This is a genomic window from Cognatilysobacter bugurensis, assembly GCF_014652095.1.
GTDB classification, from domain to species: Bacteria; Pseudomonadota; Gammaproteobacteria; order Xanthomonadales; family Xanthomonadaceae; genus Cognatilysobacter; species Cognatilysobacter bugurensis.
Genome location: NZ_BMYD01000003.1, coordinates 336,297 through 362,485, shown reverse-complemented (window position 1 = coordinate 362,485; position 26,189 = coordinate 336,297). Strand labels below are relative to the sequence as shown.

The window sequence follows — 26,189 nt, the reverse complement described above, 5'->3', positions numbered from 1 at the left end:
TCGCCGCCGCGCCAGCCGGTCATGGAACGCCGGTATAGTCCCCGATCGAACGGGCCGGCCGGATGCCGGACCGGCCCGAACGTCGCGAGGGACTCCGCCATGTTGCGCCTGTGCTGCTGCCTGCTGATCGCGTTCGCCAGTGCGAGCGCTCCCGCGCGCGACTTCAAATACAGCTCGCCCAACAGCGGCGGCTGCCCCGAGCAGACCGCCGAGGTCTCCGCCGCGGACAAAGCCAAGGTGCGGCCCGCACGCGCGCCCGCACCGGTGCGCGAGACCAAGCCGCGCCCGGCGCTGCACGGCGACAGCGGCTCCCGCACGTCCGTGCGCTGGCACAGCTTCCTGCCCGGCATGTTCCGCTGACGCCTTGCTCGGATTGCTGCGCCGGCTGAGGCCGAAGCCCACCCCGATCGACCCCGCACTGTGGCAGACCACCTGCACGGCCGTGCCGTGGCTGGTCGCGCTCGACGCGACGCGGCGCGATCGGCTGGCCACGCTCGCCGCGCGTTTCGTGCACGAAAAAACGATCACGCCGGTTGCCGGCCTCGCGCTCGACGACGTGCAGCGCACCACGCTCGCGGCGTTGTGCTGCCTGCCGTTGCTCGAGTTCGGCGAGGTCGGCCTGCGCGGCTGGTCGCAGCTCATCGTCTACCCCGACGCATTCCGCGTGCAGCGCAGTCACGTCGACGCCGCCGGCGTGCTGCACGAATGGGACGACGAGCTCATCGGCGAGTCGTGGGACGCCGGCCCGCTGATCCTGTCGTGGGCCGATGTGGCGGCCGACTGCGCCGAGCCGGATGCGGGCTTCTGCGTCGCCGCGCACGAGATCGCACACAAGCTCGACGCGCTCGACGGGGCCATCGACGGCACGCCGCCGCTTCCCCGCGACTGGCAGCGCGCGTGGGCCCGGGATTTCCAGCAGGCCTACAACGCGCTGGCTCGTGAGGCCGATGCGGGCCGGGAGACTGCGATCGACCCGTACGCAGTCGAGGCGCCCGAGGAATTCTTCGCAGTCGTCACCGAATACCACTTCAGCCGCCCGGCCGTCCTGCGCGACGCGATGCCCGAGGTGGCGGCGCACCTGGCGCGGTTCTACGGGGCGCCGCTGTTCTCCTGAGCCACGGCGGCATTCACTGCGCGCGGGAAAAATCGGCGCGAACTAAAGCGCGAATCGCGGCAGGACCTACAGCCCCGGCGGCAAGTGCACTTCGAAGCGTGCACCGTCGAGCTCGGTCGACCGCGAGACCTCGAGCGTGCCGCGGTAGCTGCGGACGAGGTCCTGCACGATCGCCAGGCCGATGCCGTGGCCCTGCACGCGCTCGTCGCCACGCACGCCGCGCTGCAGGATCAGGCTGACTTTTTCCGGTGGGATGCCGGGGCCGTCGTCATCGACGGCCACGAGCAGGCCCGGGCGGCGGCCGGCCGATGCGGGCTCGCTGCGCACGGTCAGCAGCACACGCGAGCGGGCCCACTTGAACGCGTTCTCGAGCAGGTTTCCGAGCAGTTCCTGCAGGTCACCGGCCTCGCCGTGGAACTGCACGCCTTCCTGGATCTCGAATTCGCACAGCACGCCTTTGCTCGCGTAGACCTTCTCGAGCCCTTTGACGATCTGCTCGGCGTGCGGCTCGAGGGCGATCGGCGCCGCGAACAACGCGTGTCCACTGCGCGCCGCGCGCGCGAGCTGGTACGACACGAGGTCGTTCATGCGCTGCACCTGCGTCGCCACGTCCTCGCGCAGTTCGGCCTCGCCGGCGGGGCTCTCCAGGCGAGAGCGAAGGACAGCAAGCGGCGTCTTGAGGCTGTGCGCGAGGTCGGCGAGCGTGTTGCGCTGGCGGTCGAGGTTCTCGCGCTCGCTTTCGATGAACGCGTTGATGCTCTCGGTCAGCGGCTCGAGCTCGCGCGGATGCTGCATGCCCATGCGCGACGCCTCGCCGCGCTGCACGCGCTTGAGTTCAGCAATCACGTGGCGCAGCGGCATGAGGCTCCAGCGCAGGATCACGCCCTGTAGCAGCAGCAGGATCAGCCCGGCGCCGCCGAGATAGCGCCACAGCGATTCGCGGAACACGCCGATCTGCCGCCGCAGCGTGCGCGTGTCCTCGAGGATGTGGATCGTGTACGGAAACTCCGCGCGCCGGTCGCCCGCCCCGCCCCAAATCAGGCCGTAGCTGTAGCGATAGACCTCGCCGATCTCGCCGTCGCTCTCGCGCATCGGCAACGCCCGCTCGAAGCGGCTTTCCCGCGGCGCGAGCATCGGCGGCGCCGGCAGCGCCGGGCCTTCGGCCGAGGCGGAGGTCCAGCTGCCGTTCGGCAGCGCGATCTGCGCGTACAGGCCGCTGCCCGGGCGGTTGAAGCGCGGGTCCGGCGGGTCGTAGGGCTCGATCAGCTCACCGTCGCGGCCGAATTCGGTGTCGGCCGTGTACGCGAGTGCGTAGTTGTGCAGGCGCTGCTCGAGGTTGCTTTCCGCGGTCTCGATGAACGCGCGGTCGAGCGCGTAACCTGCGAGCGCGAGAAACGCGATGAGGCTCGCGCTCGCAGCGAGCTGCTGGCGCGCCTGCAGCGAACCGGGCCGCCGCCAGCTCATTCGCACAGCTCCCGGTGGCAGACGTGAGCCGTCCTGACGCGAAGCACGGTCATGCGTGCAGACCCACGCCGGTGCATGCCCGCGCGCGGGCCTCGCTCATGGACGACGGCGGCCATCGCCGCGCCGCCGGGTCACTCGCCGCTGCGCGGGATCGCGAAGCGGTAGCCACGCCCACGCACGGTCTCGATCGGCTTGAGCGAGCCGTCCGGGTCGAGCTTCTTGCGCAGCCGGCCGATGAACACTTCGAGCACGTTTGAATCGCGGTCGAAGTCCTGCTGGTAGATGTGCTCGGTGAGGTCGGCCTTCGAGACGAGCTCGCCCGCGTGCATCATCAGGTACTCGAGCACCTTGTACTCGTAGCTCGTCAGATCGACGTTCTGGCCGCCGACGCTCACGGTCTGGGCCGCGAGATCGAGCGTGACCGGGCCGCACTCGAGCATCGGCTTGCTCCAGCCGGCGGCGCGACGCACGAGTGCGTTGAGGCGGGCAAGCAGTTCTTCGACGTGGAACGGTTTAACGAGATAGTCGTCGGCGCCCTGCTTGAGGCCCTCGACCTTGTCCTGCCAGCTCGAGCGCGCGGTCAGGATCAGCACCGGAAACTTCTTGCCTTCATCGCGCAGGGCTTTGATCAGCTCCATGCCCGACATCTTCGGCAGGCCGAGGTCGATGATGCCGACGTCGAACGGCACTTCGCGGCCCATGTACAGGCCTTCTTCACCGTCCTGGGCCGCGTCGACCGCAAAGCCCTCGCGCTTGAGGCGCGCGGCGAGCGTCTCGCGCAGCGGCGCTTCGTCTTCGACCAGCAGGATACGCATGGCAACTCCGTAGCTGTGCGGTCCGCGACCGCCGTTCAGCTAGCTTAGTCGTTGCCGCCGTCGTTGCCACGTGTAGGGTCGGGCGGTCCGGCACGGCGCGCGTGCGGGTCGTCCATGTAGATGCGCACGCGACCGCTCGCATCGACGAACTTCACCCGGTTCACGTCGCGGCCGTCGAACGGCACGCGTTCGGCACTCAACACCTCGCCGCGCGACTCGCGCTCCACGCGGCGCACCGAGTCGGCAAGCGCGCGGCGGTCGTCACGCCGGTGGTCATGCTCGCGATCGCGTTGCGGGGCGGGGTCCTGCGCGGCCGCGGTCGATGCAAAGCCGCCCGCCGCAATCACAACGGCGACAAGGGCGGGACGGAGCATCGGACGGATCAGCGGCATTGGAGGCATCGGTCAGGGCCGGCCCGGTGGGGCCGATCGGTGGAGCCATTCTTTGAACGCGCGGTTGAATCGGCAATGAACTTTTTTTTCACAACACGGTCCGTGTTCAGTTCGGGCGTCAGAACACCTCGCCCACGCAGCACCGCAACGAGCCGCCCGCGGCCTCGATCGCCGACAGATCCACTTCACGCACCGTGAAGCCCGCGCCGGCCAGCACGTCGCGCGTTGCCGGTTCGAGCGCGGCCGCCGCCGCGGCGCTCATCCAGGCCGAATGCGGATCGAGGGCGATCGAGTTGGCGACGAACGCCGCGTGCTCACGCGCGCCGAGCCGCGCGACGTGCGGGGCATACAGCGCTTCGATTGCGTCCACGGCCGTCGCGTCCGCGAAGCCCGCGGGCGCGATCAGCGCGGCCCGGCCGGCAAGCACCGCGAGCACGACGTTCGTGTGGTACTCGCCCGGGGCGAGGTCGAACATCAGCGTCGCGCGCAGCCCGAACGCCTCGTGCATCAGCCGCGCACCGGCCTCGTCGCAGCGCTCGGACAGGCCCGCGAAGCCGAGACCGCGCGCGCGGTCGATCACCAGCGCGCCGGTCAACTCGCATGCGTGCGGCTGCGTCGACAGGTCGACCGCCTCGTAGCCGAGCACGTCGGTGAAAAACGCCCGGATGTCGGTGCGCGCGGCCTCGCGCCGGCGCACCTCGTGGCGCATGCGGCCGATGACGACGCGGCCCGCGGCGGTGCCGAACACGTTGTTCGGAAACACGGCGTCGGGCGTTTCAGGGTTGCCGGCGAAACAGACGGTGGGCAGCGACTGCGCGAACGCCGCATGCAGTGCGCGGTGCTGCATCGACGCGTGCTGCGCATCGAACGCGGCGGCGTCGGCCATGTAGCGGTTGTCGAGCGCGGACTGCGTCGCGAGACGAAAGCCGTCGGGCGCCACGAGGAACGCCGCACGCGCGGTGGGCGGCCCGAAGTCTGGCGCACACGTGCGCGCATGGGCGAGGAAGGCGCCGGTATCGCGCGTGATCATGCGGCGTCGCTCCGCAGGCCCTCTTCGGTCAGTCCCAATGCGCGCTCGATCAGCGACCAGTCGGCGCCGGGCTTGTGCGCGCCTTCGCTGAGCACCTGGCGGAACGCCCGGCCGCCGCGCTCGCCCGCGAACAGACCGAGCACGTGCCGGGTGATGTGCTTGAGGAACACGCCGCGCGCGAGCTGCGCTTCGACGTACGGCCGGTAGGCGCGCAGCAGTTCGGCGCGCGTGCGGAGCTCACCGCCGTACCAGGCCACGTCGAGCCGGTGCAGCAGGTAGGGGTCGTGATACGCCGCGCGTCCGAGCATCGCGCCGTCGACATGATCGAGATGGCGCGTGGCCTCGTCCTGCGCGGCGATGCCGCCGTTGACGACGATCGTCAGCGCGGGGCGTTCGCGCTTGAGGCGGTACGCCCAGTCATAGCGCAGCGGCGGCACTTCGCGGTTTTCCTTCGGCGACAGCCCCTGCAGCCACGCGTTGCGCGCGTGCACGACGAAGGTGCGGCAGCCGGCCTGCGCGACGGTGTCGATGAACGCCGCGAAGCGCTCGTACTCGTGGTCATCGTCGACGCCGAGGCGGCACTTCACGGTGACCGGCACGTCGCAGGCCGCGATCATCGCGGCGACGCCGTCGGCGACGAGCGCCGGCTCGCGCATCAGGCATGCGCCGAAGCGGCCGGCCTGCACGCGATCGGACGGGCAGCCGCAGTTGAGGTTGATCTCGTCGAAGCCCCATTCCGCGCCGATGCGCGCGGCCTGCGCCAACAGCGCGGGCTCACTGCCGCCGAGCTGCAGCGCGACGGGGTGCTCACTCGCGTCCATCGCAAGCAGACGGCCGCGGTCGCCATGGATCACGGCGTTCGCGTGGACCATTTCGGTGTACAGCCGCGCGTTCGGCGCCAGCACGCGGTGGAACGCCCGGCAGTGCGAGTCCGTCCAGTCCATCATCGGCGCGACCGACAGGCGGATCGAACGCGCGTATGCGCGGTCGGGGGCGGCAGAGGCAGTCATGCACGGGCTCGGCGGCGGCGCGGGGTCGCCATGGTAAGGCAGTGCCGGGGCATGGCCGGACGTTCGGTCAGTCCTGATTCCGGGTGTCCGGCGTGCGGCCCGGCGCGTCGGCTGTGCGCGTGCGCGCTCCGGCGTCGCGGGTCGGCTCTGCGACGACAACCGCCGGCAGGGGTCGACCCCATCGCCGGTACGTTGCCTCGACGTGCTCGTGCAGCCGGGCCCGCCGCGGCGAATCGGCATCGATTCCCAAACGCTGCGCAGTCGCGGCCCAGTCCGGCGTAGCCCCATCCGGCACGCCCTCGGTGACGGCGCGGCAGGCCCGACCGACGGTGTGGGCGAGCGCGCAGGCGTAATAGATGTCACCCGGCGGCCAGCCGCGCTCGAACAGCGCGAGCACGAGGTCCCGCGGCGCGGCGTGGTAGCGCACCAGCTCGTCGACGAACGCGGCGCGATAGCGCGCGCCATAGCGATCGATGTCGTCCAGGCGCGCGTCGAGCGTGGCATCGCCGGTCGTGCGCGGCACCGGCACCGGCACCGGCACCGGCACCGGCACCGGCACCGGCACCGGAAGCGATGCGGGCGCGGGCGGCTGCGCGATCGCGAGCGTCGTTGCCGCGCACGACACGGCCAGCAGCCATGCGCGGGCACGGCGCGTCCAGCGTCCGGAGCGGAGCGAGTGGGTCGTCATTTGGAGATCGTGAACTTGCCGAACACGACGCCGAGGTCGAAGCCCTCGCCCTTGCCGCCGAGCGCCAGCGAGACCTCGCCCTTCGTCATGACCTGCGCCTTGGCCGACTTCACTGCGCCGGCGTGTGCCTCGGCGGTGACGTAGGTGCCCAGCACGTCCTCGATGCGCTGCACGCCGGAGAACTCACCGCGGCCGTCAGCGATGCGCGACTTGCCGAAGCTCAGGCCGCCACCCTTGCTGCCGATCTGCACCTGCATGCGCTGGCCGTTATCGCAACGGATCGTGCCAGTGCCCGAACTCGTCTTGTAGAACGCGGACCAGCCCGACATCGAGAACGTCATCTCGCAGTCGATGAGGCGCTGCGCGCTCGCGGGGGGCGCGGCGCAGGCGAGCGCAAGGGCGGCGAAGGCGAGCAGTCGGCGCATGGCGGTCACGGCAGTCGGGATGTCGGCGCGAAGGCTAGCACCGGTCCGGCCCGCCAACGAAGGACGGCGCCCGGAGGCGCCGTCGGGATGCTGCCGGAACACGGCTCGCCTCAGCGGTCGCCCCAGTCGCGGCGGTCGTCGTAGCGCGAGTAGCGGCGGTCGTCGTACCGCCCGCGGTCGTGATAGGCGCGCTCGTTGCGGCGGTCGTACCGCGGGTCGTAATACTCGACCTTGCACTTGCCGTGCTTGTTGCACTTGGTGCGACGGGTGTCGTAACGATCACGCTCGTGCCCGTAGCCGTACGACGCGCGGTAGTCGCGGTGGGGCGCTTGGCGGTAATACACCGGGCGGCCGTAGCGGTCGCGGCCGACGACGAGCCGTTCGTCATAGCCATTATTGCCGTGGCGGTAATGCGGCTGGTTGCCGCGCATGAGCACATCGGCGACGTCGACGATCACGCGCGCGATCTCATCGCCACTCTGCGCATGGGCGGTCGCCGGCGTAAACGCGGCTGCGCCAAGACCGGTGGCGAGCAATGCCGGCGCAAGCCAGCGGGTCATCGAACCCATCGTCGTTCTCCTTATCAAGCCTGCCCCACGGCAGGCACGGTCCGACGATGCGACGGCGTCCATGAATCCGTTCGAAATTTTGCGGTACGGACCACGAATGGCTCAGCTTGTGTTTTGGATTGCGACGAAGCGGCCGGTGCCGCGTGGCCACCGGTTCGACAAAAAGAACGGGGCGGCCAAGGCCGCCCCGTGAATCACCGGTGCAGCGGCGCGGATGCGCCGCAGGCGATTACTTCTTTCAGTCAACCTTGCCGGCGTCGGCTTCGACTTCGGCTTCGACTTCGCCCTCGACACCGGCTTCAGCGCCGGCCTCGGCGTTCGCGTCGGTCGTGCCCTCGGCGCTCGCACGGGCGGCGTAGTCACGGTACTCGTCGGCCGTCAGCGAGCCGTCGGCATCGCCGTCGGCATCGGCGAAGACGCGATCGAGCGCCGGCATCGCGGCGGCCTCGGTCTTGTTGATGTTGCCGTCCTTATCGGTGTCGATGTCGGCCCAGCTCTTCTTGTCCGACGTATCGGCAGAGGCCGTCGCCTGCGCGGCGGTGTCGGTCGTCGCACCGGTGTCGGTCGTCGCACCGGTGTCGGTCGTCGCAGCCGTCGCAGCGGTGTTGGTCGCAGCCGTGTCGGAATGCATCGCGCCCGAATGCGCCGTGGTGGCGTCCGTGGCCGTGCCCGTGGTGGCAGCGGTGTCCGTCGTGGCCGTCGTGTCGGTCTGCGCGTTGACGTCGGCGCCGACCGTTGCCGAGGTGTCGGTCTGCTGCTGCGCGGTGGCGTCGGTGGACTGGGCGAACGCGAGCGGCGCCGAGAGCAGCGCGAAAGCGGTGGCCGTGGCCAGCAGCGAGGTGCGGAAGTTGGACATGCGTTGCTCCTAGGTAACCATTTGGGGGAATGCGGGCAGGTGCCCGACGGTCCGGCAGAGGACCGCGCGGTGATGCCATGTGGTGACCGCGGCGGCACCTTGCCGCTGTCGAAGTGAATGGATGGCACCGCGGATTTCAGCCCTCGACAAGGGTTTAACGCGTGGCGCTCGTATTTCGCGCTAGGCGGTTCGGCGCGATTTGCACGAAGCCTTGTGTGGCAACGGTTTGTACGGGGCGCATGCACGAGGCCTGCAGGCGGCCTTCACTGAATGCAACACAACCTTCACAAAACCGCCGGTGTTTCAGCCTGTGTGCGATGAGTGAAATGGGATGCGCGTCCGCGAATTCTGGACGCGCATCGACATGGAGCTGCACAAGGAGAGGGCCGCGACGCGGTGACGAACCTGATGCGCGCTACTGGGCGCAGGGTCCGCATGAGCCGGGTCTACACGCGGCGTGCACGCAATCGGCATGCCAAGCGCGCGCACTGTCAATGCAGGCCTTCACATCGCAACGTATCGAATTTTTTTCGCCGGCCGGCAGAAAATTCAGCGCATCTCACACGTTGCATTAACTCCGCCAGCGCTAGGGTGCTTCACCGCCTGCGCTGGACGCGTAATGACCCCTGCCCTGCCCTCCGTGCTCATCGTCGATGACGACGTCGATTTCGCCCATGCGGCGGCCGACTTCGCTCGCACGCGCGGGTTCCGGGCCACGCTTGCCCACTCGATCGAGGAATCGCGCCAGTTGATCGGCCGCGACGGTGCGGACCTGATGCTGCTCGATCTCGAACTGCCCGACGGTTCGGGCTTCGACCTACTCGACGAACTCGACCTGGCGCACCACAACGGCCGCGTCGCGATCGTGACCGGCACACCGTCGATCGAGTCGGCCGCGCGTGCGGTGTCGATGCCGGTCGTCGACTACCTGATCAAGCCGCTGTGCCCGGTGCAGTTCGAAGCGCTGCTTGCCGACGCACGCGCGCGCACGCCTCGGCCGTTGCCGTCGGCGTTCGGCGGCCTGATCGGCGAGTGCGACGCGATGCAGGGCATCGTGCGTGACCTGTGCAAGGTCGCGCCGACGCCGGCGTCGGTGCTGATCACTGGCGAGAGCGGCACCGGCAAGGAGCTCATCGCGCGCGCCGTGCACGAGCAGAGTGCGCGGCGCGGCAAGTTCGTCGCGGTGAACTGCGGCGCGATCGCGCCCGAGCTGCTCGCCAGCCATTTGTTCGGCCACGAGCGCGGCAGCTTCACCGGCGCGGCGAACCGCCACATCGGCTATTTCGAGCAGGCTCACCAGGGCACGTTGTTCCTCGACGAGATCACCGAGATGCCGCCGGGGCTGCAGGTCTACCTGCTGCGCGCGCTGGAGACCGGGCAGATCACGCGCGTCGGCGGGCTCGACTCGATCGATGTGAACGTGCGCATCGTCGCGGCGACCAACCGCGACCCCGAGCGCGCGATCGATGAGGGCCGGTTGCGCGAAGACCTGTTCTACCGGCTTGCGGATTTCATCGTCACGATGCCGCCGTTGCGCGCGCGCGGGGACGACGTGCTGCTGCTCGCGCAGGCGTTCGTCGATCGGCTCAACACACAGAGCGGGCAGCGCAAGCGACTCGCGCCCGATGCGCACCGCGTGCTGCTGCAACACAGCTGGCCCGGCAACGTGCGCGAACTGCGCAGCGCAATCCAGCGTGCCTACGTGCTCAGCGACGGGGACACCGTGAAGCTGGCGATGCCGGGACGGCGCGTGGCGCCGATGCACCACGACGACACGACGGTGATGTTCACGGTGGGCATGACGTACGCGGAGATCGAGCGCGAGATGCTGCTCAAGACGCTGGCGCGCTTCAACCACGACAAGACCCAGACCGCGCGCGCGCTTGGCGTGAGCGTGCGCACGATCCATAACCAACTTGCGCGCCTCGACGACGACGCGCGCGACGGGTCGGACGCATGAGCGCACCGCCGACGCCCTGTGTCGACACGGACGCGGCGGCTGCGAACAGCCGGTGGATGCACGGCGTGCGCAATGAACTCAACACCGCGATGATGGCCGCGGCCGCCGCGCGGCGGCTGTTGCAGAACGGGAGCGACGCCGAAGCGCTCGAGAACATCCGGCGCACCGAGGCGGCCTGCCAACGCTGCGCGCAGTTGCTGCTCCGCTCAGCTGGCCCAAGCGACTGACGCTATTTCTACGCGGTCGGCCGCGCGACGCTCGCCTCAATCAAAACGGCCCGCGTCATTCGACGCGGGCCGCGCTGCGCCACCCGGTGACGGGTGGCGTCTTCGAACGCAAGGGTCAGTGCGCCGAACCGCCCGGTCCGGTCTTGCCACTGGTCGACGTCGTCGAGTTCGACAACGCGTCCTTGCCGCCGCCGCCGTCGCGGCCCTGCGTCGACTGCGAACCGCTGCGGTCGTTCGACTCGCTGCGATCGCGCGACGACTTGACGGTGATGCGGTTCTCGACGTCCTTCACACCTGCGCAGGAGTCCGCGATGTCTTCGGCGCGGTGCTTCATCCAGCGGTGGTCGACGGTGCCTTCGAGCGTGATCTTGCCACCCTCGCAGCGCACGTCGATGTCGCTCGCGTCGATGTCGTCAGCATGCGTCAGGCGGTCGTTGATGTCTTCAACGATGCGCTCGTCCGATCGCGAGTAGTTCTTCGGGCCGCGGCCGCGGTGCGTCTGCTGCTGGCCGCCGAATTGCGAACCCGACTGGCTGTCGTCGCGATAGCCGTACTGCTGGCCATAACCTTCGCCGCCCATGCCGTAGCCGGAGCTGCCGCCGAAGCCCTGGCCGGCCTGCGGACCGCCGTAGGCGTCGGTGCCGTAGCCGCCGCGGTTGCCGACCGCGCCGTAGCCGCCGATGCGGCCTTGGCCGATCGTTTCGTTGCCGAGACCGGCGCGCGCGTAGTGGTCGCCGCCGCCCTGGCCGAACTGCTGGCCCTGCTGGCCATAGCGCCCCTGGAACTGCTGGCTGCGATCGTCGTGGCTCTGCTGACCCGAGCTGTATCCACGCTGCTGACCGGACGAGTGCTCGTTGCTGGATCGGCTCGAGTCACGACCGACGTTGTAGCCCTGTGAGCCGTAGCCGCGCTCCTGCCCATACCCGGACTGGCCGCGCCCCTGGCCTTGGGCGCCGTGGCTCTGCGAGCCCTGCGCACCAAGCCCCTGCGAGCCGCCGCCGTAGCTGTTCGTGGTGCCGCCGTAAGTCTGCGACCCGCCGTCGTTGCCGTAGCCCTGCGACCCTTCGGACCCATAGCCCTGTCCCTGGCCATAGCCGTGGTTCTGCCCGGCCTCGCGGCCGCCGTGCCCGAAATAAGCCTGCTCCGCACCGCCCGCGAACTGCTGGCGATTCTGCGTCTGAGACCCGCTGTACGACGCCGGGCCACCACGGCCCTGCCCGTTCCACATGCGGTCATCGTCACGATCGTTGCGCCAGTTCTGCTCCATGCCCTGAGTCTGATAGTCACCGGCGAACTGCGACGGCCCTGACCGCACCGACGACTGCCGGCTGCGGTCGTGATCGTGCTCGTTGCCATGTTCGTTCGAACGCTCTGCCATCTCACTTCTCCTGTCATTAAGCCAAGTACGGCCTGCCTGCACGCATTGCACGCCCAGGCGCAATACGTCCTGCGCCACGTTCTTGAGTTCGTTTCCGACCCGGTTATCACGCACTGGTCTTTCCTCCTCCATCGCGGTGGATTGCCCGCCGATGCCGATCGTGATCGGCGCTCGACATGCGCTGCAGTGGCTTGGAACGCACGACTGCGCGCCGTCATTGCGGCGGGAATGCGAGGGAGTGCCGCAATTGGCGTGCCAATGCGATGGGCCCGCAGGCGTGTCGCGCTGACCGGCACCACGACGCGCCATGCTCGGCCTTTGTGCACACGCGCGAACTTTTTTCATGCGGTTTCGCCGGACTTACGAGGCGCAAGCGCAGTGCTGCATTGCTCTGCCGTTGTGGCATGGAGATTGCTGCGCTTGTAAGTGACCTACCTGCACGCGCATATCGGGACACCACAATGAAAACGCTGACGCTCTGCGCACTGATCGCGCTGTCGATGTCGATGACGTCATGCAGCGAGCGCGATGTGGAGCCCGTCGACGCGGCGGCTCCGCAGGCGAGCGCCCCGGCGGTCGATACCGCCCCGGCGGCAACGAATGAGCCGGTGGCGGTGCCGATGCACACCGGTGCATGCGAGGGCCTCACGGGGCAAGCACTCACCGACTGTCTCAATCATGCGGGCCCGACATCGGCGCCGCCCACGACGACCGACCCGGCCACCACCGAACCGTCGCTGACGAACCCCACCCCGAATGACGGTGCCGCGTCGTCCGACGCCGCCTTGCCGACGGCGGACGACGCCGACACACCGCCCCAGCCCTGAGGAGATTGACCGTCGATGAGCACTGAAACGCGCGATTCGCTGCCGCCGCGCAAGCCCGACAACGAGACTGAAAACGACATTGACGCCGCGGTGGCCGATACGTTCCCCGCGAGCGATCCACCGTCGACGTCGCAGCCCGTCACCGCGTCGCCTGCGGTCAACGAGCACGAACAGCACACGCCCGGCCCGTGCCTGGTCTACCGAGTGGTCGAACGCGCGAACGCGGACGATGCGTTCGGCATCGAGCGCAACCGGCATGGCGGTCGATGGACCAGCGACGGCGTGTGCGCTGCGTACGCCTCGACGAGCCCAGCGGGCGCCGCGCTCGAATACCTCGCGCATCTTGAAGGCGATTCGCCCGAAGACCTCGTCATCGTCACGGCGACGCTGCCCGGCGATTCGATCACCTCGATCGACACTTTGCCGGCGCAGTGGCGCGAACGCCCATATCGGGATGACGTGCGTGCGGTCGGCGACGGCTGGCAGCGCGACAAGCACTGGCTCGCGCTCGAAGTGCCGAGCGTGCTGTGCACGCCCGAACGCAACGTACTGATCAATCCAGAACACCCTGACGCGCAGCAGGTGAAGATCCGCGCGGTCGATCCATTCCAGATCGATCCGCGTCTGCGCTACTGACCGGCCGCCGCCGCTCACCCGGCGGCCGTCGTGTCTTCGTCCCCCACCCGCGGTATCCCAAACCGCGTTTCATATGGAGTTGACCCATGGCAGACATGACCCAAGCATCCGGCAACGAACGCCAGCGCAGCGGCCGCGGCTTCGCAAGCATGGACCCGGAAAAGCAGCGTGCGATCTCGAGCAAAGGCGGCCGCGCCGCGCACCGCAGCGGCAACGCGCACGAGTTCGACTCGCAGCAGGCGCGTGAAGCCGGCCGCCTTGGCGGTCGTGCACGCGCGGCAAACGCCCGGCGCCGCATGCAGGCCGAGAACCAGCCGACCGCGCACTGAGCGCAACGCGCGCCGGCCTCTGTCGAGGCTGGCGCGCTCCCTGGCATCGAGTTCAAGCGGCGCGCACTGGCGCGCGCCGCGAATACGCGGCTGCACGAGGCGGCCGCGATCAGGATCAGACACGTGTTGCTGCGGCGCGATCGCCGGAGCGGCGCGGTCGCATAAGCATCTCGTGCACGCGTACGGACCGCGTATAAGCGCAGCGCGGCGGAATCACAGCGGCGGCAGCGCCCGTTTGACTGCGGGGCGCTGCCGCCGCGGTCCGTTACACCGGCAGCGTCTGCTGCTTGCCGATAATCGCTTCGATTTCTTCCGGAACGCTCAGCGTGGCCGCATCCGCCAGGGTCCACTGCGCGGCGCGAGGCACGTCATCGAGCATCTCCCAGGTCAGAGGCACGGCGGCCGGCGCGTCCGGCCGTGCCCGCAGTGACCACGTCGCGATCGACGTTGCACCGCGGCCATTGCGGAGCCAGTCGATGAAGATGCGCCCCTCGCGCTTGGCCTTGCTCATCGTCGCGACGAAGCGCTGCGGCGCCTGCGCGGCCATCGCGGAGGCGAACGCGTCGCAGAACCCGCGCACCCGCTCCCACTCCGCCTCGGGAGCAAGCGGCACCACGACGTGCACGCCCTTGCCGCCGGTGAGCTTCGGATAGGCCTCCAAGCCGATCTCCGCAAGCCGGTCGCGCACTTCGACCGCGGCCGCCTTCACCTGCGCCCACTCGATGCCCTCGTCAGGGTCGAGGTCGAACACGATGCGGTCGGGACGCTCGAGGTCATCCACGGTCGAACCCCACGGGTGGAATTCAATCGCGTTCATCTGCACGAGCTGCATGAGCCCGGTCAAATCGTCGATGTAGAAGTACTCCGCCTGCTCGCCGTCGGCCTCGACGATCGTCTGTCGCCGCACCGCATCCCCAAAGCCGCGCCCGGCGTGCTTCTGGAAAAAGCGCGGCCCGTCGATGCCGTCGGGGCAGCGCACGACCGACAGCAGCCGACCGCGCAGCTCGGGCAGCAACCGCTCTGCGACCGCGAGGTGGTAGTCCCACACCTGCTGCTTGGTGTAGCCGGCGTGTGGGTAGACGACGCGATCGGGCGAGCTCAGCGCAGGCAGCTCCGCATCGACCGTTGCACTCGGCGTCGCACTCTTCGCGCCGGCGGTCTTACGCGCCGATGCCGTCGCCTTCGGGGCGGCGGTGGCCTTTGAGCCCGCGGTCTTCTTTACCGCGGCCGTCTTCTGCGCTCCTGCCGGAGCCTTCTTTGCCGTTCGCGGCTTCGCATCCGAAGCGGCTTTTTCACTTGCCCGGCCTGCAGCGGATGCCTTCGTCTTCGACGCAGGCGGTGCGGCCGCTCCAGGCCGGTCGCCGGCGGTGTCCTCGTCGGCGGGCTTGTCGGTGCGCAGGCGGTGGAAGGTCGCCTGTCGCAGCAGGCCCTCCTTGCTCCAGCCGCGGAAGATCACCTCGACGACGAGCTCCGGCCGCACCCATTGCACGCGGCCGTAGCTGCGCGGCAGGTGGCCGGGCAGATCGACCGGCGGCGAATCGACGGCGAGCTTGCCGAGCCGGCGCGGCAGGTCGCGCAGCAGCTGTGCACCGAGACCCGAGCCCACACGGCCGACGAACTCGAGCGCCCCGCCGCTGCGCTGCGCGAGCATCAGTGCGCCAAGGCCCTTTCGCGAGCCCTTGGGCTCGGAGTAGCCGACGACGATGAAATCGCGCGTCTCGACCGCCTTGACCTTGAGCCAGTCCTTCGATCGACCGCTGACGTAGGTCGAGTCGACGCGCTTGCTGATGATGCCTTCCATGCCGCGCTTGCGCGCTTCCTCGAACAGCGCGGGACCGTGGCCCTGCACGTGCGTGCTGTAGAACAGCCGCGCGTCGGCGCCGTCGAGCAGTTGCTGCAGCAGCGCCTTGCGCTCGACAAGCGGCACTGCGCGCAGGTCGAATCCGCCCAGGCTCATGAGGTCGAACACGCAATAGCGCAGCTGCGAGGTGTCGCCGTCCTTGAGCGCCTGCTGCAGCCCGTTGAACGTGCTGATGCCGTTCGCATCGACCGCGATGAGCTCGCCGTCGAACTCGCAATCGACACCGAGCGACGCAAGCGCGCGGGTGATCTCCGGCACGCGCTCGGTCCAGTCCAGGCCGTTGCGCGAGAACAGCTGCGGCGCGTCTGCGATGAGCGCAACCACGCGGTAGCCGTCCCATTTCCACTCGTGCAGCCACGCGTCGCCGTCCGGCGCCTCGTCGGCGGCAATGGTCAGCATCGGCTCCTCGAAGTCGACCGCACGCAGGCGGCGGCCGCCTGACAGTTCGCGGGCGCGCTCGACCGATGCCGCATGCGCATCGTTCGAGCCACGGCCCGACGACGCCTTCGATTTCGAAGCCTTTGCGGTTGCGCCCTGCGAGCGCTTGCTCGCCGGCTTTGGGGAAGGTTCGGCGTCGGCGCTGTCTTCGCTGCCGTTCGAGCGACGTGTGCGCGATGTCTTCGCGGCCTTCTTTGTTCCAGCCCCTGCGTGTTCGGCGCGGATGCGCCGCCCGCGCCCGACCGATGCGCCGACATCGTCGCTGGGCGGCTCGGGAATCCCATCGAGCAGATCATCGGCGTCGATGTCGGCGGCGTATTCATCGCTGCGCTTCATGAGCAGCCAGTGCGGCTTGCTGCCGTCGCGCCGCGTACGGATGAGCATCCAATGCCCCTGCAGGCGCTCGCCGTGCAGTTCGAATTCAAGCTTTCCTTTTTCGATCGCTTCGGCGGGGTCCCCGTCTGGGGTCCAGTGGCCCTGGTCGAAAATCGCGACGTGCCCCGCGCCGTACTGACCTTCGGGAATAAGCCCGGTGAAGCTCGCGTAATCGAGCGGGTGGTCTTCGACCTCGACCGCAAGGCGCTTGTCACCCGGACGCAGCGACGGCCCTTTCGGCACGGACCAGCTGCGCAGCACGCCGTCGACCTCGAGCCGGAAGTCGTAGTGCCGCACGCTGGCGTGGTGCAGCTGGATCACGAAGCTCCGCTCGCCGTCGGCGGCGGGGCGCAGGTCCTCACCGCGGGGTTCAGGGGTGCGATCGAAGCGGCGCTTGCGGTGGTATTCGGTCAGCGCCATGGCTTAGGCCCGCTTGCTCGACTTGCGCGTGGTTTTCTTCGCGCTCTTGCGCGCGGCCTTCGCAGGCGCCGGCGCCTTGCCCGCGTCCTTGCCCTTGAGGCTCTGCTGCAGCAGCGCCATGAAGTCCACGACGTTCGTCGCGGGCTCGGCCTCGTCGTCGGCCGTCTCCTCGATCTTGGTCGTGCCGTCCTTTTCGGCAATGCGCTGCTTGATCACCGCCTGCAGGCGCTCGCGGAACTCGTCCTTGTATTGCGAGGGCTCCCATTCGTCCGACATGGTCTCCAGCAACTGCTGCGCCATCTTGAGTTCCTTCGCACTCACGCCGAACTCCGACGCATCGCCGGTTGGCACGTTGTACTCGGCCGGATCCACGATCTCCTGCGGGAAACGCAGCAGGATCAGCATCAGCGCGTCGGACTCGACCGTGACCATCGCGAGGTACTCGCGGGTGCGAATCACGACGCGCCCGATGCCGACGCGGCCGGAGTTGCGCAGCACTTCACGCAGCAGCACGTAGCCCTTCTCCGCCTTCTTGCCGGGCGCGAGCACGTAGGGCTTGTCGAGGTATGCAGCAGGGATGCAGTCGCGCTCGACGAATGCATCGAGCGCGATCGTCTCGTTGTTCTCGGCCGCGGCGCGCTCGATGTCGGCCTTGTCGAGCACGACGTAATGGCCTTTCGAATACTCGTACGCCTTGACGATCTCCTTCCACGGCACTTCCTCGCCGGTCTCGGCGTTGACGCGCTCGTAGCGCACGGGATCCTTCGTGCGCGAGTCGAGCATGCGGAAGTGGATGTCCGTGCGACGCTCGCCGGCCATGAGCCGGATCGGGATGTTGAGCAGCCCGAACGACAGGGAACCGGACCAGATCGGGCGAGCCATTGCGACGTCCTCGTGTGCCTGCGGCGCACTGAAATTTCGACGCGGCCACGATCGCGTGCGGCTCGTCCGCAGCAGGTGAACGGTGCGGTCGCGCCCGCGTGCCGTCACGTGTTTTGTACCCGGCCGGCGCGACGCTGCGGCCCTGCGCCGCGACGCGCCTGACTATTGGATTCCGCCGATGAAGACCCGCCATGTATTCAGCACGCCCGACGTGACCACCGCCGCCCGCGTCGTGGAGATCGCGTTCGCGAACGGGGCGACGACCGAAGATCTGTCGTTGGTGGCGCGTTCGGACATCGAGCTCGATGCGATCCCCGACGAGCTCAAGTCAGCCGACAGCGACTTCATGCCCGCGGTCCTGCGGGGCATGGGGGCGGGCACGACCGCCGGGCTGCTGGCGGGCTTGGTCGCGGTGGTGGCCACGCCGATCGGCGTCACGCTCGCCGGGGCGGCGGCGGTCGCGGCAGGCGGCGCGGCGCTTGGCGGCTGGACCTCGTCGATCGTCGGAGGCGCGCTGCCCGACCCGATCCGGCGCGACTTCGACGATGAGATCAAGGCCAGCCGCATCCTCGTCGTGGTCGATGGGACGAAGGACGTGCTTGCGGAACTGGAGCCCAGGCTCGTCGAAGCGGGCGCACGTCGTCTTCCGTGGGAGGAGACGACCGCCTTCGTGCGGTGACCTGACCTTCGCGAGGCTCACGCCGTACGAGACATGAAAAAGGCGCCCATCGGCGCCTTTTTCGTTTTCATCCTGCGGCCAATCTCAATCGTCGCGATCCGTGCGCTCGCGGGCCGGATCGCGGCTGTTGTCGCCAACGCCCTTGTTGAGAGTGGGATCGTGACGTATCGCATCGTCGCGGCCGCGAGTCGCGTCGACGCGACCGGAGGCTCGGTATTCGCTATCGGTGACCGCGCCGTCGTGATCCGCGTCCAACAGCTCGAAGCGGCTCTTGAAGTCGGCGTTGACCTCCGCTTCGGTGCGCGTAACTCGCCCATCACCGTCGGCGTCGAGCTCGCTCCACGCTTCGCGCTGAGCTTCGGCCGGCGCGCGTGCCGGGCGCGGCTTGATGCGCAGCGCGCGGCGCGGGTCGCGTCGCATTGCTTCTTCCTCTTCTTCGACCTGCGCGGCCGGCGGCGGCGTCGCCTCGTCGAGCTGCTCGCGCACCGGCGCGTTCGTCGTGATCATCGACTCGCGCAGCACGGCATCGGTCTGCGTGGTCTGCACCGGCGTGCCAGCACGGCGGGTCTGCGTGGTGTCGCCGGATTGGGCAAGTGCGATCGGCGCGGCAAGCGCGGCGGCGATCGCAAGCGACAACGCGTACGGGTATGGAATGCTCATCGGACACCTCCTCGGGTCTCGGATCGGCACGTCGCATGGTGCGCGCACGCGGTGTATGCAGAGTGACCGGCGGACTCGAGCGCACGAAATGGTCGAGCGTTTATTGCTTCGTTATTCTCGCGCGGCGCGCGGTTGCAGCCGATAGCGTTGAATTCATGCCGGCGCCTTTCCGTCTTCGAAGCGCGTGCGCAGCGTGATGAGGTCGAGCCCGAGGTCGAGCTCGTAGTGCGGCGGATCGGGAAAGCGCCTCCAATGACCGCCCCAGACAAGGCCTTCTGCCAGGCCCACGTGTGCGACCTCGGCGTAGTCGTCCCAGCGGCGCGAATAACCCGTGTCGGTGAACACCCCGACGTCCCACGCGATACCAAAGTTGTGCCGACTGCGGCCACCGCGCGCGTTCGTGACGCGAGGTCCCGCGTTGCCAAAGCGGCCTTGCCGGAACAACGCGTCCTGCTCGGCGTAGCGGCGCGTGCCGGAGATCACGCGCACCTGCATCGGCAGCGGCTGCACGCGCTGCAAAAACTGCCGGGCCTGCGACTGCGCCTCCAACGTAAGACCGAGCACGTGGCGCTCGCTGCGCGTGTCGAATGTGCCGAACCGCTCGCGCAATGCATGCGCACGGCGGTCGAACTCCTGCGAGGCCGCTTGGGTGCGTGCGCCCCAAATGCCGTCGAGCGCACCGTCGTACAGCCCCTGCAGCCGCAGCAGGCGTTGGGTGAAGAGCACATCGGCGTGCGAGAGGCGATCGCTCATGGCCGGCGTGGGTTTTGCGATGGGTCGATGCAGCCTTCGCTCGGCGACGTGACCGCGACGTGCACCGCGCCGAGTATTTGCAATTGCGCGATCGCCACCGCAGTGCATGCATGTTTCGCGTCTGCGTCGAAACCGTTAGCCGACTGTTAGCTGCGCGCTCACGCCGCCGTGCGGGGCCAATAACGATCACGGCTGTAGCGTGGAATTCCCGCCGCAGGGCGTGCCCTGCTCCGGTTTACCCCTATCGCCATACTGAAAGGAGACACGCCGTGGCCAATGAAACCCGCGACATGAATCGAGATCCTATTTCCGGCGCCCCGGGCGCGCACCCGGTCGGCACCGGCGTCGGCGCGGCCGGCGGTGCCACCGCAGGCGCGCTCGCTGGCGCGATCTTCGGGCCCATCGGCATGCTCGTCGGTGGCGGCGTCGGCGCCGTGGCCGGCGGCCTCGCCGGCAAGGGCGTCGCCGAACGCATGGACCCGACGGCTGAGAACGAGTACTGGCGCGAGAACGCAACCACGCGTCCGTACTACAACCGCGACTACGACTACGACAACGACTACAGCCCGGCCTACGCCTGGGGTGCGAATGCACGCACGCAGCTCGGCAACCGCGACTGGGATGATTCGCTCGAAGGCGACCTGCGCGAAGGCTGGACCAAGAACCGCGGCGAGTCGCGACTGGACTGGGACAACGCGAAGCACGCCGTGCGCGACTCCTGGGACCGCAGCGACCGCACGTATCGCACCTATGAGCAGGGCGACCGCCACTTCGAAAGCGGCTTCCACAACGCCGATTACTACAACGCGAACGAAGGCGCGAGCTTCGACGACTACCGTCCGGCGTACCGCTATGGCTTGTATGCGAAGAGCCATTACGGCGATCGCCAGTGGGACGACTCGCTCGAGAACGACCTCAGCCGCGACTGGGACCGCCACAGCGGCGGCTCGAAGCTGAGCTGGGACCGCGCGAAGTACGCCGTCAAGGACGCATGGCACAACGTCGAGCGCGTGATCCCGGGCGACGCGGACCGCGACGGCCGCTGATCGCATCTACAACGCGACAGAAAGAGACCGGCCACGCGCCGGTCTTTTTTTGCCTGTCGGCGGCCCCGACGAGAGGGTGCGCCGGTGCAAAGCCCAGCCGCAAGGTGGCGAACGTGCGCATCCAGCGCGCATTCGCCTGTTCATACAAGGCGGCCGTCGGACGCAGGCCCGGGATTCACGTGACGCTGCACGTCACCAATGTGACGCGATCGGCAGTACGGGCACGCCGCGGCGCGCTGCGGGGGCACGTGTGACCGGGGTCGCGGACCGGGGCGGCGGCTGCGCGGTTCACTGGCCCCGTCATCCAAGCCGTCCAGCCCCGACCATGAGCACCCGAAAGGCCGCACGCCCCGACCGCATCGAACTCGCCGAGCGCGCCATGCTCGCGCTCGCCCTGGTGAGCGGCGTGATCTGGGCCGTCGCACCCGGCCTGCAGTGAGGCCACGGTCGGGCGCGACGCCCCGCGCCGCCTGACCCGCAATTCCCGGACGGCATCGCCCGTTCCGCCACCGGCGCGTGATGCACGCAGCCCGGATCCAAAATCCCTCGCAGTCGTTCGTCGACGCAGCCCGGTGCCGCGATGCCTTGTGCGTCCGACCGCGGCACGTCTGCGTGCGCCGAACACCCGCGCGTCGACCGGCAAGGCGAATCCACCGATTGCGCTCACGCCGGGCCGACCCCAGCGCCGCAACACTGGTCACCCGCCTCGATCACGCGCCATGACCACGAGCGACCAGCCCTCGCCCCCGAACGTCGACGAGCTCGAGGCCCTGCGCCGCGCCGCCCGCGAGCCTCGGGCGGTCGACGCCGGACAACGCGATGCGCTGCAGGCGAAAGGCATGCTGCAGGACGACGGCGACGGCATGCAGCTCACGCCGGCCGGGCGGCACGCGCTCGACATCGGCGACGGCCCGACGGTGCCCGGCCTGGACAACTGACCGGGCGGACGCCCGCTCGGCTGCGATGCCGAGCCGATCAGCCGCGCGTTGCGATGCGTGCAAGCCCGCGGGCGCAGCGCGCCGCGAGCGGCCGGCACGCATAGGCCGCCGTGACCGCCGCGGGCCACGCCACCGCCCAGGCGCGCAGCCAGCGCGCCGGCAACTGCGCGTCGACGCCCGTATTGAGCGCAGTCACGACTGCAGCGACGAACGCGGACATGAAGGTGGCCAAGCACGCGGGCTGCCAGCGAGCGGCACGCGCGGCCACAGTCTGCTCATGCCCAGCGCCTGCCAGCGGCTCGCTCACCGCGTCTCGCTGCGGCAGGCGGCGGCAAGCGCGCGCACCGCATCGGGCAGCGCAGGCGCGCCGTCCACCGTGCGCATGCGCGGCAGCAGCTCATCCGGCAGCGCCGCGGCGGTTTCGTGCACCCACGTCGTGTGATACGGCATGTGCACGCCCCAGCCGCCGAGCGCGAGCACCGGCGCGATGTCCGAGCGCAACGAATTGCCGACCATGCAGAACTGCGCCGCGGCGAGACCGAACTCCTCGAACAAGCGCGCGTAAGTCGCGGTGTCCTTCTCGCTGACGATCTCGATGCGGCGGAAGCAGTCGGAAAACCCGCTCTGCCGCACCTTCGCTTCCTGGTGGAACAGATCGCCCTTGGTGATGAGCACGAGCTCGAACTCGCGCCCGATCTCCTCGACCGCGTCGCGAATGCCCGGCAGCAGCTCGACCGGATGCCGCAGCAGCTCCTTGCCGAGCTCGACGATGCGGTGCACGTCGCGCGCGCTAATGCGTGCATCGGTGATCTCGACCGCGGCCTCGATCATCGACAGCGCCATGCCTTTCACGCCGTACCCGAACACCGCGATGTTGCGGCCCTCAATCGCGTACAGCCGGTCGTGCGCACGCGCGTCGGCCAGGTCGACGTACGCGCCGACGATGCGCTCGAACTCGAGCTGCGCGGCATCGAAGTAATCCTGGCTGCGCCAGAGCGTGTCGTCGGCGTCGAAGCCGACCAGGCGGATGCCGCGCGCGTCGCGGCCGGTGTCGCGGATGTGCATCACGACAGTATGCCGGCCGCGCGCAGCGGCCCGCGATCAGGCGTGGTCTTCAGACTCGACGGTCACCAGCGGGACGCCGTCTTCGTCGACGTGCACGTCGACCGTCATCGGTCGGCAGCACACCGAACAGTCCTCGACATAGCGCTGGTCTTCCGCGCAGGCCTCGATCGACAACGTGGTGGTCTCGCCGCAGTACGGGCATTTGACCTGTTCGAATTCGCTCACCAGCATCGTGCACCTCCTCAGGTTCGGCGGTTGGCAGGAGTCGGTGGCCCGCCGCAGCAGGCACGGGGCGCGCCCCGCACCCGATGATACGGAGGCAGATGCCGCCAGTCGTGGTGACGTGTGTCGCCAGTCAGCGCGCGCGCAGCGTCGTCGTCGAGGCGTGAACCGTCATGGCACCGGCACGCCGCGCGCGGCTTCGAGCACGGCGTACCAGTCCTCGGCCGGCAGTTCCAGCGATAAAGCATCGACGGCGTCGCGCAGGCGCTCGATGCGCCCGCTGCCGGTGATCGGCAGCGGCGCGGCCGGATGGCGCAGGATCCACGCGTACGCGAGCGTGGTGGGCGACGCACCATGGCGCGCCGCGAGTTCGGTGAGCACCTTGCGCACGCGTGCGGCCGCGGCGTCGTCTTGCGCAAACAACCGCCCGCCTCCGAGCGGCGACCACGCCATCGGCCGGATCCCGAGCGCGAGGCATTGATCGAGCGTGCCGTCGTCGAGCGCACACGGCTGCAGCGGTGAGAATTCGATCTGGTGCGCGGCGAGCGGATGGAAACGCTGCAGCAGCGCGAGCTGGGAGGGGGAGTGGTTCGACACGCCCACCTGCAACACCTTACCGGCCGCCTTGAGGTCTTCGAACGTGCGCGCAAGATCGGCCGGGTTCATGAGCGCATCGGGGCGATGGATCAGGAGCAGATCGATGCGGTCGGTGCGCAGCGAACGCAGCGATTCCTCGACCGATGCGGTCACGTGCGCGCGCGAGGTGTCGTACGACTTCACGCGATGCGCCGGGCGCTGCGCGGAGACGAGCCTGATGCCGCACTTGGTCACGAGCTGCAGCCGGTCGCGCAGGCCGGGCGCCGCGGCCAGCGCGTCGCCGAACAGCGCTTCGACGCGGTAATCGCCGTAGAGATCGGCGTGGTCGAACGCACTCACGCCGAGTGCGAGCGCGCCCTCGATCCAGCGCACGCGCTCGGCGGCATCAAGGCCCCAGTCGGCCATGCGCCAGCAGCCGGCCACGATCGGCGACAGGCCGGCGGGGTTCTCGAAACGAGCGGTATCGAACGACATCGTGCAAGGTCCGGGCAGGGGCGGCCACTGTAGGGCGCGCCACTGCAGGACGCGGTCGAATACGTTTGCATCGGTGCGGGTGTTGCAGATGGGGACGTGCCCGGCGATATCAGCCCGGGCTGTCCAGCACCGCGATGAACGCCGCGGCGGTCACCGCCACGTACACGATGACGCCCAGGCCGCGTGCGGTGCGCTGCAGCGGGATGTGCTGCAACGCGTGGTAAAGCCCGCCGCCCAGCGCACCCGCGAGCGCGACCACCGCGACACCGAGCACCGGCCACAGCGGCGAACGGTGCGCATACGCCATGAACGGAAATAGCAGGGCCCCGACCAGCGAGGCGATCATCGCGCCCAGAGCGATCGGCAGGCGCGCCCGGCGGCGCGAGGCAACTGGGGCGGGCGGTTCGACGGCAATCATGGGAGGCCTCCGGAGGATGCGTTCGCGATGCGAAGCGAGCACTCGCCAATCGGGCATTGCGCTGTGCGCATCGGGCGTTGCAGGGAGCGGCTGGGCGCGGGCATTACGCGACGCAGCCGCGGAGCCGGCGATCAGCCGGTGCCGTCGTCAACCGCCGCCAGGCGGCGCGCCTGTGGCGGGCGGCGCGGACCAGCCCAACGGCAAGCCTGTGCGCGTGGTGAGCCACGCGTGCGCCAACGAAGACGCGGCCAGCGGCTGTGGCCGCAGCGGTGGGCGGACAGCTCATCCAACACGTCATGCAGGCGCTCTCCCGTTGACCTCGGGCGAGCATACGGCGCGATCCGGCGCCGCGCATCGTGCACTGCGGCGTCAGCCTGGAGCGGTCGGCCGCTTCCTGCGCTCGCGCCGCAGTCGCCACGCATCGAGCTGGCGCATGATCGGTTTGGCGGTCATGCCGTGCAGCAGGATCGAAATCAGCACGACGAGCGAGACCACGGCCCACAGCGATTCGCGCTCCTCGAACTCGGCGTGGTTGAGCGCAAACGCGAGGTAGTAGAACGAGCCGATGCCGCGCACGCCGAACACCGCGATCGCCCAGCGCTCACGGTGCTCGAGTTTCGCGCCGAGCAGGCACAGCCAGCCGCCGATCGGCCGCACCACGAGCACGATCGCGAGCGCGACGAGCACTTCGCGCCAGGTCACGGTGCCGAGGATGCCGATCGCGAGCGCGCCGCCGAACGCGATCAGCAGCAGCGCCATGAGCAACCGTTCGCACTGCTCGGCAAACAGGTTGAGCGTCTGGTGGTACTTGTGCTCGCTCTCGAACTGGCGGATCACGACCGCGGCCACGAACACCGCGAGAAACCCGTACACGTGCACGAGCTCGGCGATGCCGTAGACGATGAGGATGATCGCGAGCGCGGTGAGGCCGTCGCTCGTGCGGCTCAGCGCATCGTCGCGCTCCACGCGGAACAGCAGGTGCATGAGCCCGTAGCCCACGGCCCAGCCGACGCCCAGCGCGCCAAGCAGGCGCCACGCCACGTCGATCGTCCACCAATGCTGCCAGTCCATTGCGGTGCCGTCGTTTGCGGCTATCGCGAGCCCGACGGCCAGCCACACGAACGGGAATGCGAGCCCATCGTTGAGCCCGGCTTCGCTCGTGAGGCCGAAGCGCACCGCGTCCTCGCCGCCTTCGCCGGGCGCATCGACCTGTAGATCGCTCGCGAGCACCGGGTCGGTCGGGGCCAGCACCGCGCCGAGCAGCGCCGCAGCGGCCATGCTGTAACCGAGCACCTCGTGCCCGAGCCACACCGCGCCCACGATGGTAATCGGCATCGCGATGCCGAGCAGACGCCACGTGAGATGCCATTTGCGCCAGGCAAAGCGCGTGTCGATGCGGATGCCGGCGCCGAGCAACGCGACCAGCACGACGAGTTCGGTTACACGCTCGACAATGACGCCGTACTGCATCGGGTCAGGGCTTGGCAGCGGCAGGTCGGGCACGTAGAGCGCCGCACCCAGCAACACATAGATCACCGGAAAGCTCAACGCGCTGCGCTTGAGCAGGTGGGGCAACCAGGCGGCGCCGAGCAGCGCGATGCCGGTCAGCAGCAGTACGAACTTGTACGGGTCCATGCGCCC

The 26,189-nt window shown here is 69.1% G+C and carries 30 protein-coding genes; 10 read left to right on the top strand and 20 right to left on the bottom strand.

Annotation, left to right across the window (positions count from 1 at the left end; genetic code table 11):
* Positions 1-99 precede the first annotated feature (99 nt).
* Positions 100-360, top strand: coding sequence for a hypothetical protein (locus IE075_RS11175; protein WP_189456531.1), 261 nt, complete (start codon positions 100-102; stop codon positions 358-360).
* Between the two features lie 13 nt (positions 361-373).
* Entirely contained in the window at positions 374-1,114 is a 741-nt protein-coding gene (locus IE075_RS11170; RefSeq protein WP_189456691.1) for a M90 family metallopeptidase, read from the top strand.
* 66 nt (positions 1,115-1,180) lie between these two features.
* On the opposite strand, the gene IE075_RS11165 is transcribed toward IE075_RS11170, so the two are convergent.
* The 9 genes from IE075_RS11165 to IE075_RS11125 form a co-directional block, all read right to left on the bottom strand.
* On the bottom strand, positions 1,181-2,578 hold the full coding sequence (locus IE075_RS11165) for an ATP-binding protein (RefSeq protein ID WP_189456529.1): 1,398 nt from the start codon (positions 2,576-2,578) through the stop codon (positions 1,181-1,183).
* A 131-nt stretch (positions 2,579-2,709) separates the two neighbouring features.
* A complete protein-coding gene (locus IE075_RS11160) occupies positions 2,710-3,393 on the bottom strand; it encodes a response regulator transcription factor (protein ID WP_189456528.1) in 684 nt (227 codons plus the stop codon).
* Between the two features lie 44 nt (positions 3,394-3,437).
* Positions 3,438-3,767: a hypothetical protein gene (locus IE075_RS11155; protein WP_189456526.1), complete on the bottom strand. Its 330-nt coding sequence runs from the start codon at positions 3,765-3,767 to the stop codon at positions 3,438-3,440.
* Between the two features lie 136 nt (positions 3,768-3,903).
* On the bottom strand, positions 3,904-4,815 hold the full coding sequence (locus IE075_RS11150; RefSeq protein ID WP_189456525.1) for an arginine deiminase-related protein: 912 nt from the start codon (positions 4,813-4,815) through the stop codon (positions 3,904-3,906).
* Entirely contained in the window at positions 4,812-5,825 is a 1,014-nt protein-coding gene (dusA, locus tag IE075_RS11145) for a tRNA dihydrouridine(20/20a) synthase DusA (RefSeq protein ID WP_189456523.1), read from the bottom strand. The genes IE075_RS11150 and dusA overlap by 4 nt, the downstream gene beginning before the upstream one ends.
* A gap of 67 nt (positions 5,826-5,892) precedes the next feature.
* Positions 5,893-6,513 (bottom strand): hypothetical protein, encoded by a 621-nt coding sequence (locus tag IE075_RS11140; protein ID WP_189456520.1) that lies wholly within the window; start codon positions 6,511-6,513, stop codon positions 5,893-5,895.
* Positions 6,510-6,938: a hypothetical protein gene (locus IE075_RS11135; RefSeq protein WP_189456518.1), complete on the bottom strand. Its 429-nt coding sequence runs from the start codon at positions 6,936-6,938 to the stop codon at positions 6,510-6,512. The genes IE075_RS11140 and IE075_RS11135 overlap by 4 nt, the downstream gene beginning before the upstream one ends.
* Positions 6,939-7,048: 110 nt before the next feature.
* Entirely contained in the window at positions 7,049-7,507 is a 459-nt protein-coding gene (locus IE075_RS11130) for a hypothetical protein (protein ID WP_189456516.1), read from the bottom strand.
* 238 nt (positions 7,508-7,745) lie between these two features.
* The gene (locus IE075_RS11125; protein WP_189456514.1) at positions 7,746-8,363 is read right to left on the bottom strand and encodes an EF-hand domain-containing protein; all 618 of its coding nucleotides are present in this window, start codon (positions 8,361-8,363) and stop codon (positions 7,746-7,748) included.
* Positions 8,364-8,982: 619 nt separating this feature from the next.
* Between IE075_RS11125 and IE075_RS11120 the strand changes: the two genes are divergently transcribed.
* Positions 8,983-10,323 carry a sigma-54-dependent transcriptional regulator gene (locus IE075_RS11120; RefSeq protein ID WP_189456512.1) on the top strand — a complete coding sequence of 447 codons (1,341 nt, stop codon included), beginning with the start codon at positions 8,983-8,985 and terminating at the stop codon, positions 10,321-10,323.
* A complete protein-coding gene (locus tag IE075_RS11115; RefSeq protein ID WP_189456510.1) occupies positions 10,320-10,550 on the top strand; it encodes a hypothetical protein in 231 nt (76 codons plus the stop codon). Before IE075_RS11120 ends, IE075_RS11115 begins: the two co-directional genes overlap by 4 nt.
* A gap of 115 nt (positions 10,551-10,665) precedes the next feature.
* On the opposite strand, the gene IE075_RS11110 is transcribed toward IE075_RS11115, so the two are convergent.
* Positions 10,666-11,928 (bottom strand): BON domain-containing protein, encoded by a 1,263-nt coding sequence (locus IE075_RS11110; RefSeq protein WP_189456508.1) that lies wholly within the window; start codon positions 11,926-11,928, stop codon positions 10,666-10,668.
* A 461-nt stretch (positions 11,929-12,389) separates the two neighbouring features.
* Here IE075_RS11110 and IE075_RS11105 point away from each other — a divergent pair, with 461 nt between their 5' ends.
* The 3 genes from IE075_RS11105 (at position 12,390) to IE075_RS11095 (ending at position 13,720) form a co-directional block, all read left to right on the top strand.
* Complete coding sequence (locus tag IE075_RS11105) at positions 12,390-12,755, top strand: hypothetical protein (RefSeq protein ID WP_189456506.1); 366 nt, start codon at positions 12,390-12,392, stop codon at positions 12,753-12,755.
* 15 nt (positions 12,756-12,770) lie between these two features.
* The gene (locus IE075_RS11100) at positions 12,771-13,391 is read left to right on the top strand and encodes an RES family NAD+ phosphorylase (RefSeq protein ID WP_189456504.1); all 621 of its coding nucleotides are present in this window, start codon (positions 12,771-12,773) and stop codon (positions 13,389-13,391) included.
* A gap of 95 nt (positions 13,392-13,486) precedes the next feature.
* On the top strand, positions 13,487-13,720 hold the full coding sequence (locus tag IE075_RS11095) for a KGG domain-containing protein (protein WP_229792485.1): 234 nt from the start codon (positions 13,487-13,489) through the stop codon (positions 13,718-13,720).
* A gap of 265 nt (positions 13,721-13,985) precedes the next feature.
* On the opposite strand, the gene ligD is transcribed toward IE075_RS11095, so the two are convergent.
* Positions 13,986-16,814 (bottom strand): DNA ligase D, encoded by a 2,829-nt coding sequence (gene ligD, locus IE075_RS11090; protein WP_189456500.1) that lies wholly within the window; start codon positions 16,812-16,814, stop codon positions 13,986-13,988.
* 3 nt (positions 16,815-16,817) lie between these two features.
* A complete protein-coding gene (gene ku / locus IE075_RS11085; RefSeq protein ID WP_189456497.1) occupies positions 16,818-17,696 on the bottom strand; it encodes a non-homologous end joining protein Ku in 879 nt (292 codons plus the stop codon).
* 178 nt (positions 17,697-17,874) lie between these two features.
* On the opposite strand from ku, the gene IE075_RS11080 reads away from it, so the two are divergent.
* Entirely contained in the window at positions 17,875-18,375 is a 501-nt protein-coding gene (locus IE075_RS11080) for a hypothetical protein (RefSeq protein WP_189456495.1), read from the top strand.
* A gap of 84 nt (positions 18,376-18,459) precedes the next feature.
* On the opposite strand, the gene IE075_RS11075 is transcribed toward IE075_RS11080, so the two are convergent.
* Both IE075_RS11075 and IE075_RS11070 read right to left on the bottom strand, forming a co-directional pair.
* Positions 18,460-19,035, bottom strand: a complete 576-nt coding sequence (locus IE075_RS11075) for an EF-hand domain-containing protein (RefSeq protein WP_189456493.1) — start codon at positions 19,033-19,035, stop codon at positions 18,460-18,462.
* A 153-nt stretch (positions 19,036-19,188) separates the two neighbouring features.
* Positions 19,189-19,788 (bottom strand): M15 family metallopeptidase, encoded by a 600-nt coding sequence (locus IE075_RS11070; protein WP_189456491.1) that lies wholly within the window; start codon positions 19,786-19,788, stop codon positions 19,189-19,191.
* A 290-nt stretch (positions 19,789-20,078) separates the two neighbouring features.
* On the opposite strand from IE075_RS11070, the gene IE075_RS11065 reads away from it, so the two are divergent.
* Together IE075_RS11065 and IE075_RS11060 are read left to right on the top strand one after the other, a co-directional pair.
* The gene (locus tag IE075_RS11065) at positions 20,079-20,834 is read left to right on the top strand and encodes a hypothetical protein (protein ID WP_189456689.1); all 756 of its coding nucleotides are present in this window, start codon (positions 20,079-20,081) and stop codon (positions 20,832-20,834) included.
* 719 nt (positions 20,835-21,553) lie between these two features.
* Complete coding sequence (locus IE075_RS11060) at positions 21,554-21,772, top strand: hypothetical protein (protein ID WP_189456489.1); 219 nt, start codon at positions 21,554-21,556, stop codon at positions 21,770-21,772.
* 37 nt (positions 21,773-21,809) lie between these two features.
* On the opposite strand, the gene IE075_RS11055 is transcribed toward IE075_RS11060, so the two are convergent.
* The 6 genes from IE075_RS11055 to IE075_RS11030 form a co-directional block, all read right to left on the bottom strand.
* Positions 21,810-22,040 (bottom strand): DUF2798 domain-containing protein, encoded by a 231-nt coding sequence (locus IE075_RS11055; RefSeq protein ID WP_484484281.1) that lies wholly within the window; start codon positions 22,038-22,040, stop codon positions 21,810-21,812.
* Between the two features lie 35 nt (positions 22,041-22,075).
* The gene (locus IE075_RS11050; protein ID WP_189456485.1) at positions 22,076-22,837 is read right to left on the bottom strand and encodes an HAD family hydrolase; all 762 of its coding nucleotides are present in this window, start codon (positions 22,835-22,837) and stop codon (positions 22,076-22,078) included.
* Between the two features lie 36 nt (positions 22,838-22,873).
* Positions 22,874-23,068, bottom strand: coding sequence for a CPXCG motif-containing cysteine-rich protein (locus IE075_RS11045; RefSeq protein ID WP_189456483.1), 195 nt, complete (start codon positions 23,066-23,068; stop codon positions 22,874-22,876).
* Positions 23,069-23,230: 162 nt separating this feature from the next.
* A complete protein-coding gene (locus IE075_RS11040; protein ID WP_189456481.1) occupies positions 23,231-24,130 on the bottom strand; it encodes an aldo/keto reductase in 900 nt (299 codons plus the stop codon).
* Positions 24,131-24,239: 109 nt separating this feature from the next.
* Entirely contained in the window at positions 24,240-24,548 is a 309-nt protein-coding gene (locus IE075_RS11035) for a hypothetical protein (protein ID WP_189456479.1), read from the bottom strand.
* Between the two features lie 369 nt (positions 24,549-24,917).
* Entirely contained in the window at positions 24,918-26,183 is a 1,266-nt protein-coding gene (locus tag IE075_RS11030) for a cation:proton antiporter (RefSeq protein ID WP_189456477.1), read from the bottom strand.
* Positions 26,184-26,189: the final 6 nt, after the last annotated feature.

Bases quoted from the DNA above. Each gene is read 5' to 3' on its own strand.
- IE075_RS11175 (WP_189456531.1), top strand. From the start codon at position 100: ATGTTGCGCCTGTGCTGCTGCCTGCTGATCGCGTTCGCCAGTGCGAGC.
- IE075_RS11165 (WP_189456529.1), bottom strand. From the start codon at position 2,578: ATGAGCTGGCGGCGGCCCGGTTCGCTGCAGGCGCGCCAGCAGCTCGCT.
- IE075_RS11160 (WP_189456528.1), bottom strand. From the start codon at position 3,393: ATGCGTATCCTGCTGGTCGAAGACGAAGCGCCGCTGCGCGAGACGCTC.
- IE075_RS11155 (WP_189456526.1), bottom strand. From the start codon at position 3,767: ATGCTCCGTCCCGCCCTTGTCGCCGTTGTGATTGCGGCGGGCGGCTTT.
- IE075_RS11150 (WP_189456525.1), bottom strand. From the start codon at position 4,815: ATGATCACGCGCGATACCGGCGCCTTCCTCGCCCATGCGCGCACGTGT.
- dusA (WP_189456523.1), bottom strand. From the start codon at position 5,825: ATGACTGCCTCTGCCGCCCCCGACCGCGCATACGCGCGTTCGATCCGC.
- IE075_RS11140 (WP_189456520.1), bottom strand. From the start codon at position 6,513: ATGACGACCCACTCGCTCCGCTCCGGACGCTGGACGCGCCGTGCCCGC.
- IE075_RS11135 (WP_189456518.1), bottom strand. From the start codon at position 6,938: ATGCGCCGACTGCTCGCCTTCGCCGCCCTTGCGCTCGCCTGCGCCGCG.
- IE075_RS11130 (WP_189456516.1), bottom strand. From the start codon at position 7,507: ATGGGTTCGATGACCCGCTGGCTTGCGCCGGCATTGCTCGCCACCGGT.
- IE075_RS11125 (WP_189456514.1), bottom strand. From the start codon at position 8,363: ATGTCCAACTTCCGCACCTCGCTGCTGGCCACGGCCACCGCTTTCGCG.
- IE075_RS11120 (WP_189456512.1), top strand. From the start codon at position 8,983: ATGACCCCTGCCCTGCCCTCCGTGCTCATCGTCGATGACGACGTCGAT.
- IE075_RS11115 (WP_189456510.1), top strand. From the start codon at position 10,320: ATGAGCGCACCGCCGACGCCCTGTGTCGACACGGACGCGGCGGCTGCG.
- IE075_RS11110 (WP_189456508.1), bottom strand. From the start codon at position 11,928: ATGGCAGAGCGTTCGAACGAACATGGCAACGAGCACGATCACGACCGC.
- IE075_RS11105 (WP_189456506.1), top strand. From the start codon at position 12,390: ATGAAAACGCTGACGCTCTGCGCACTGATCGCGCTGTCGATGTCGATG.
- IE075_RS11100 (WP_189456504.1), top strand. From the start codon at position 12,771: ATGAGCACTGAAACGCGCGATTCGCTGCCGCCGCGCAAGCCCGACAAC.
- IE075_RS11095 (WP_229792485.1), top strand. From the start codon at position 13,487: ATGACCCAAGCATCCGGCAACGAACGCCAGCGCAGCGGCCGCGGCTTC.
- ligD (WP_189456500.1), bottom strand. From the start codon at position 16,814: ATGGCGCTGACCGAATACCACCGCAAGCGCCGCTTCGATCGCACCCCT.
- ku (WP_189456497.1), bottom strand. From the start codon at position 17,696: ATGGCTCGCCCGATCTGGTCCGGTTCCCTGTCGTTCGGGCTGCTCAAC.
- IE075_RS11080 (WP_189456495.1), top strand. From the start codon at position 17,875: ATGAAGACCCGCCATGTATTCAGCACGCCCGACGTGACCACCGCCGCC.
- IE075_RS11075 (WP_189456493.1), bottom strand. From the start codon at position 19,035: ATGAGCATTCCATACCCGTACGCGTTGTCGCTTGCGATCGCCGCCGCG.
- IE075_RS11070 (WP_189456491.1), bottom strand. From the start codon at position 19,788: ATGAGCGATCGCCTCTCGCACGCCGATGTGCTCTTCACCCAACGCCTG.
- IE075_RS11065 (WP_189456689.1), top strand. From the start codon at position 20,079: ATGAATCGAGATCCTATTTCCGGCGCCCCGGGCGCGCACCCGGTCGGC.
- IE075_RS11060 (WP_189456489.1), top strand. From the start codon at position 21,554: ATGACCACGAGCGACCAGCCCTCGCCCCCGAACGTCGACGAGCTCGAG.
- IE075_RS11050 (WP_189456485.1), bottom strand. From the start codon at position 22,837: ATGCACATCCGCGACACCGGCCGCGACGCGCGCGGCATCCGCCTGGTC.
- IE075_RS11045 (WP_189456483.1), bottom strand. From the start codon at position 23,068: ATGCTGGTGAGCGAATTCGAACAGGTCAAATGCCCGTACTGCGGCGAG.
- IE075_RS11040 (WP_189456481.1), bottom strand. From the start codon at position 24,130: ATGTCGTTCGATACCGCTCGTTTCGAGAACCCCGCCGGCCTGTCGCCG.
- IE075_RS11035 (WP_189456479.1), bottom strand. From the start codon at position 24,548: ATGATTGCCGTCGAACCGCCCGCCCCAGTTGCCTCGCGCCGCCGGGCG.
- IE075_RS11030 (WP_189456477.1), bottom strand. From the start codon at position 26,183: ATGGACCCGTACAAGTTCGTACTGCTGCTGACCGGCATCGCGCTGCTC.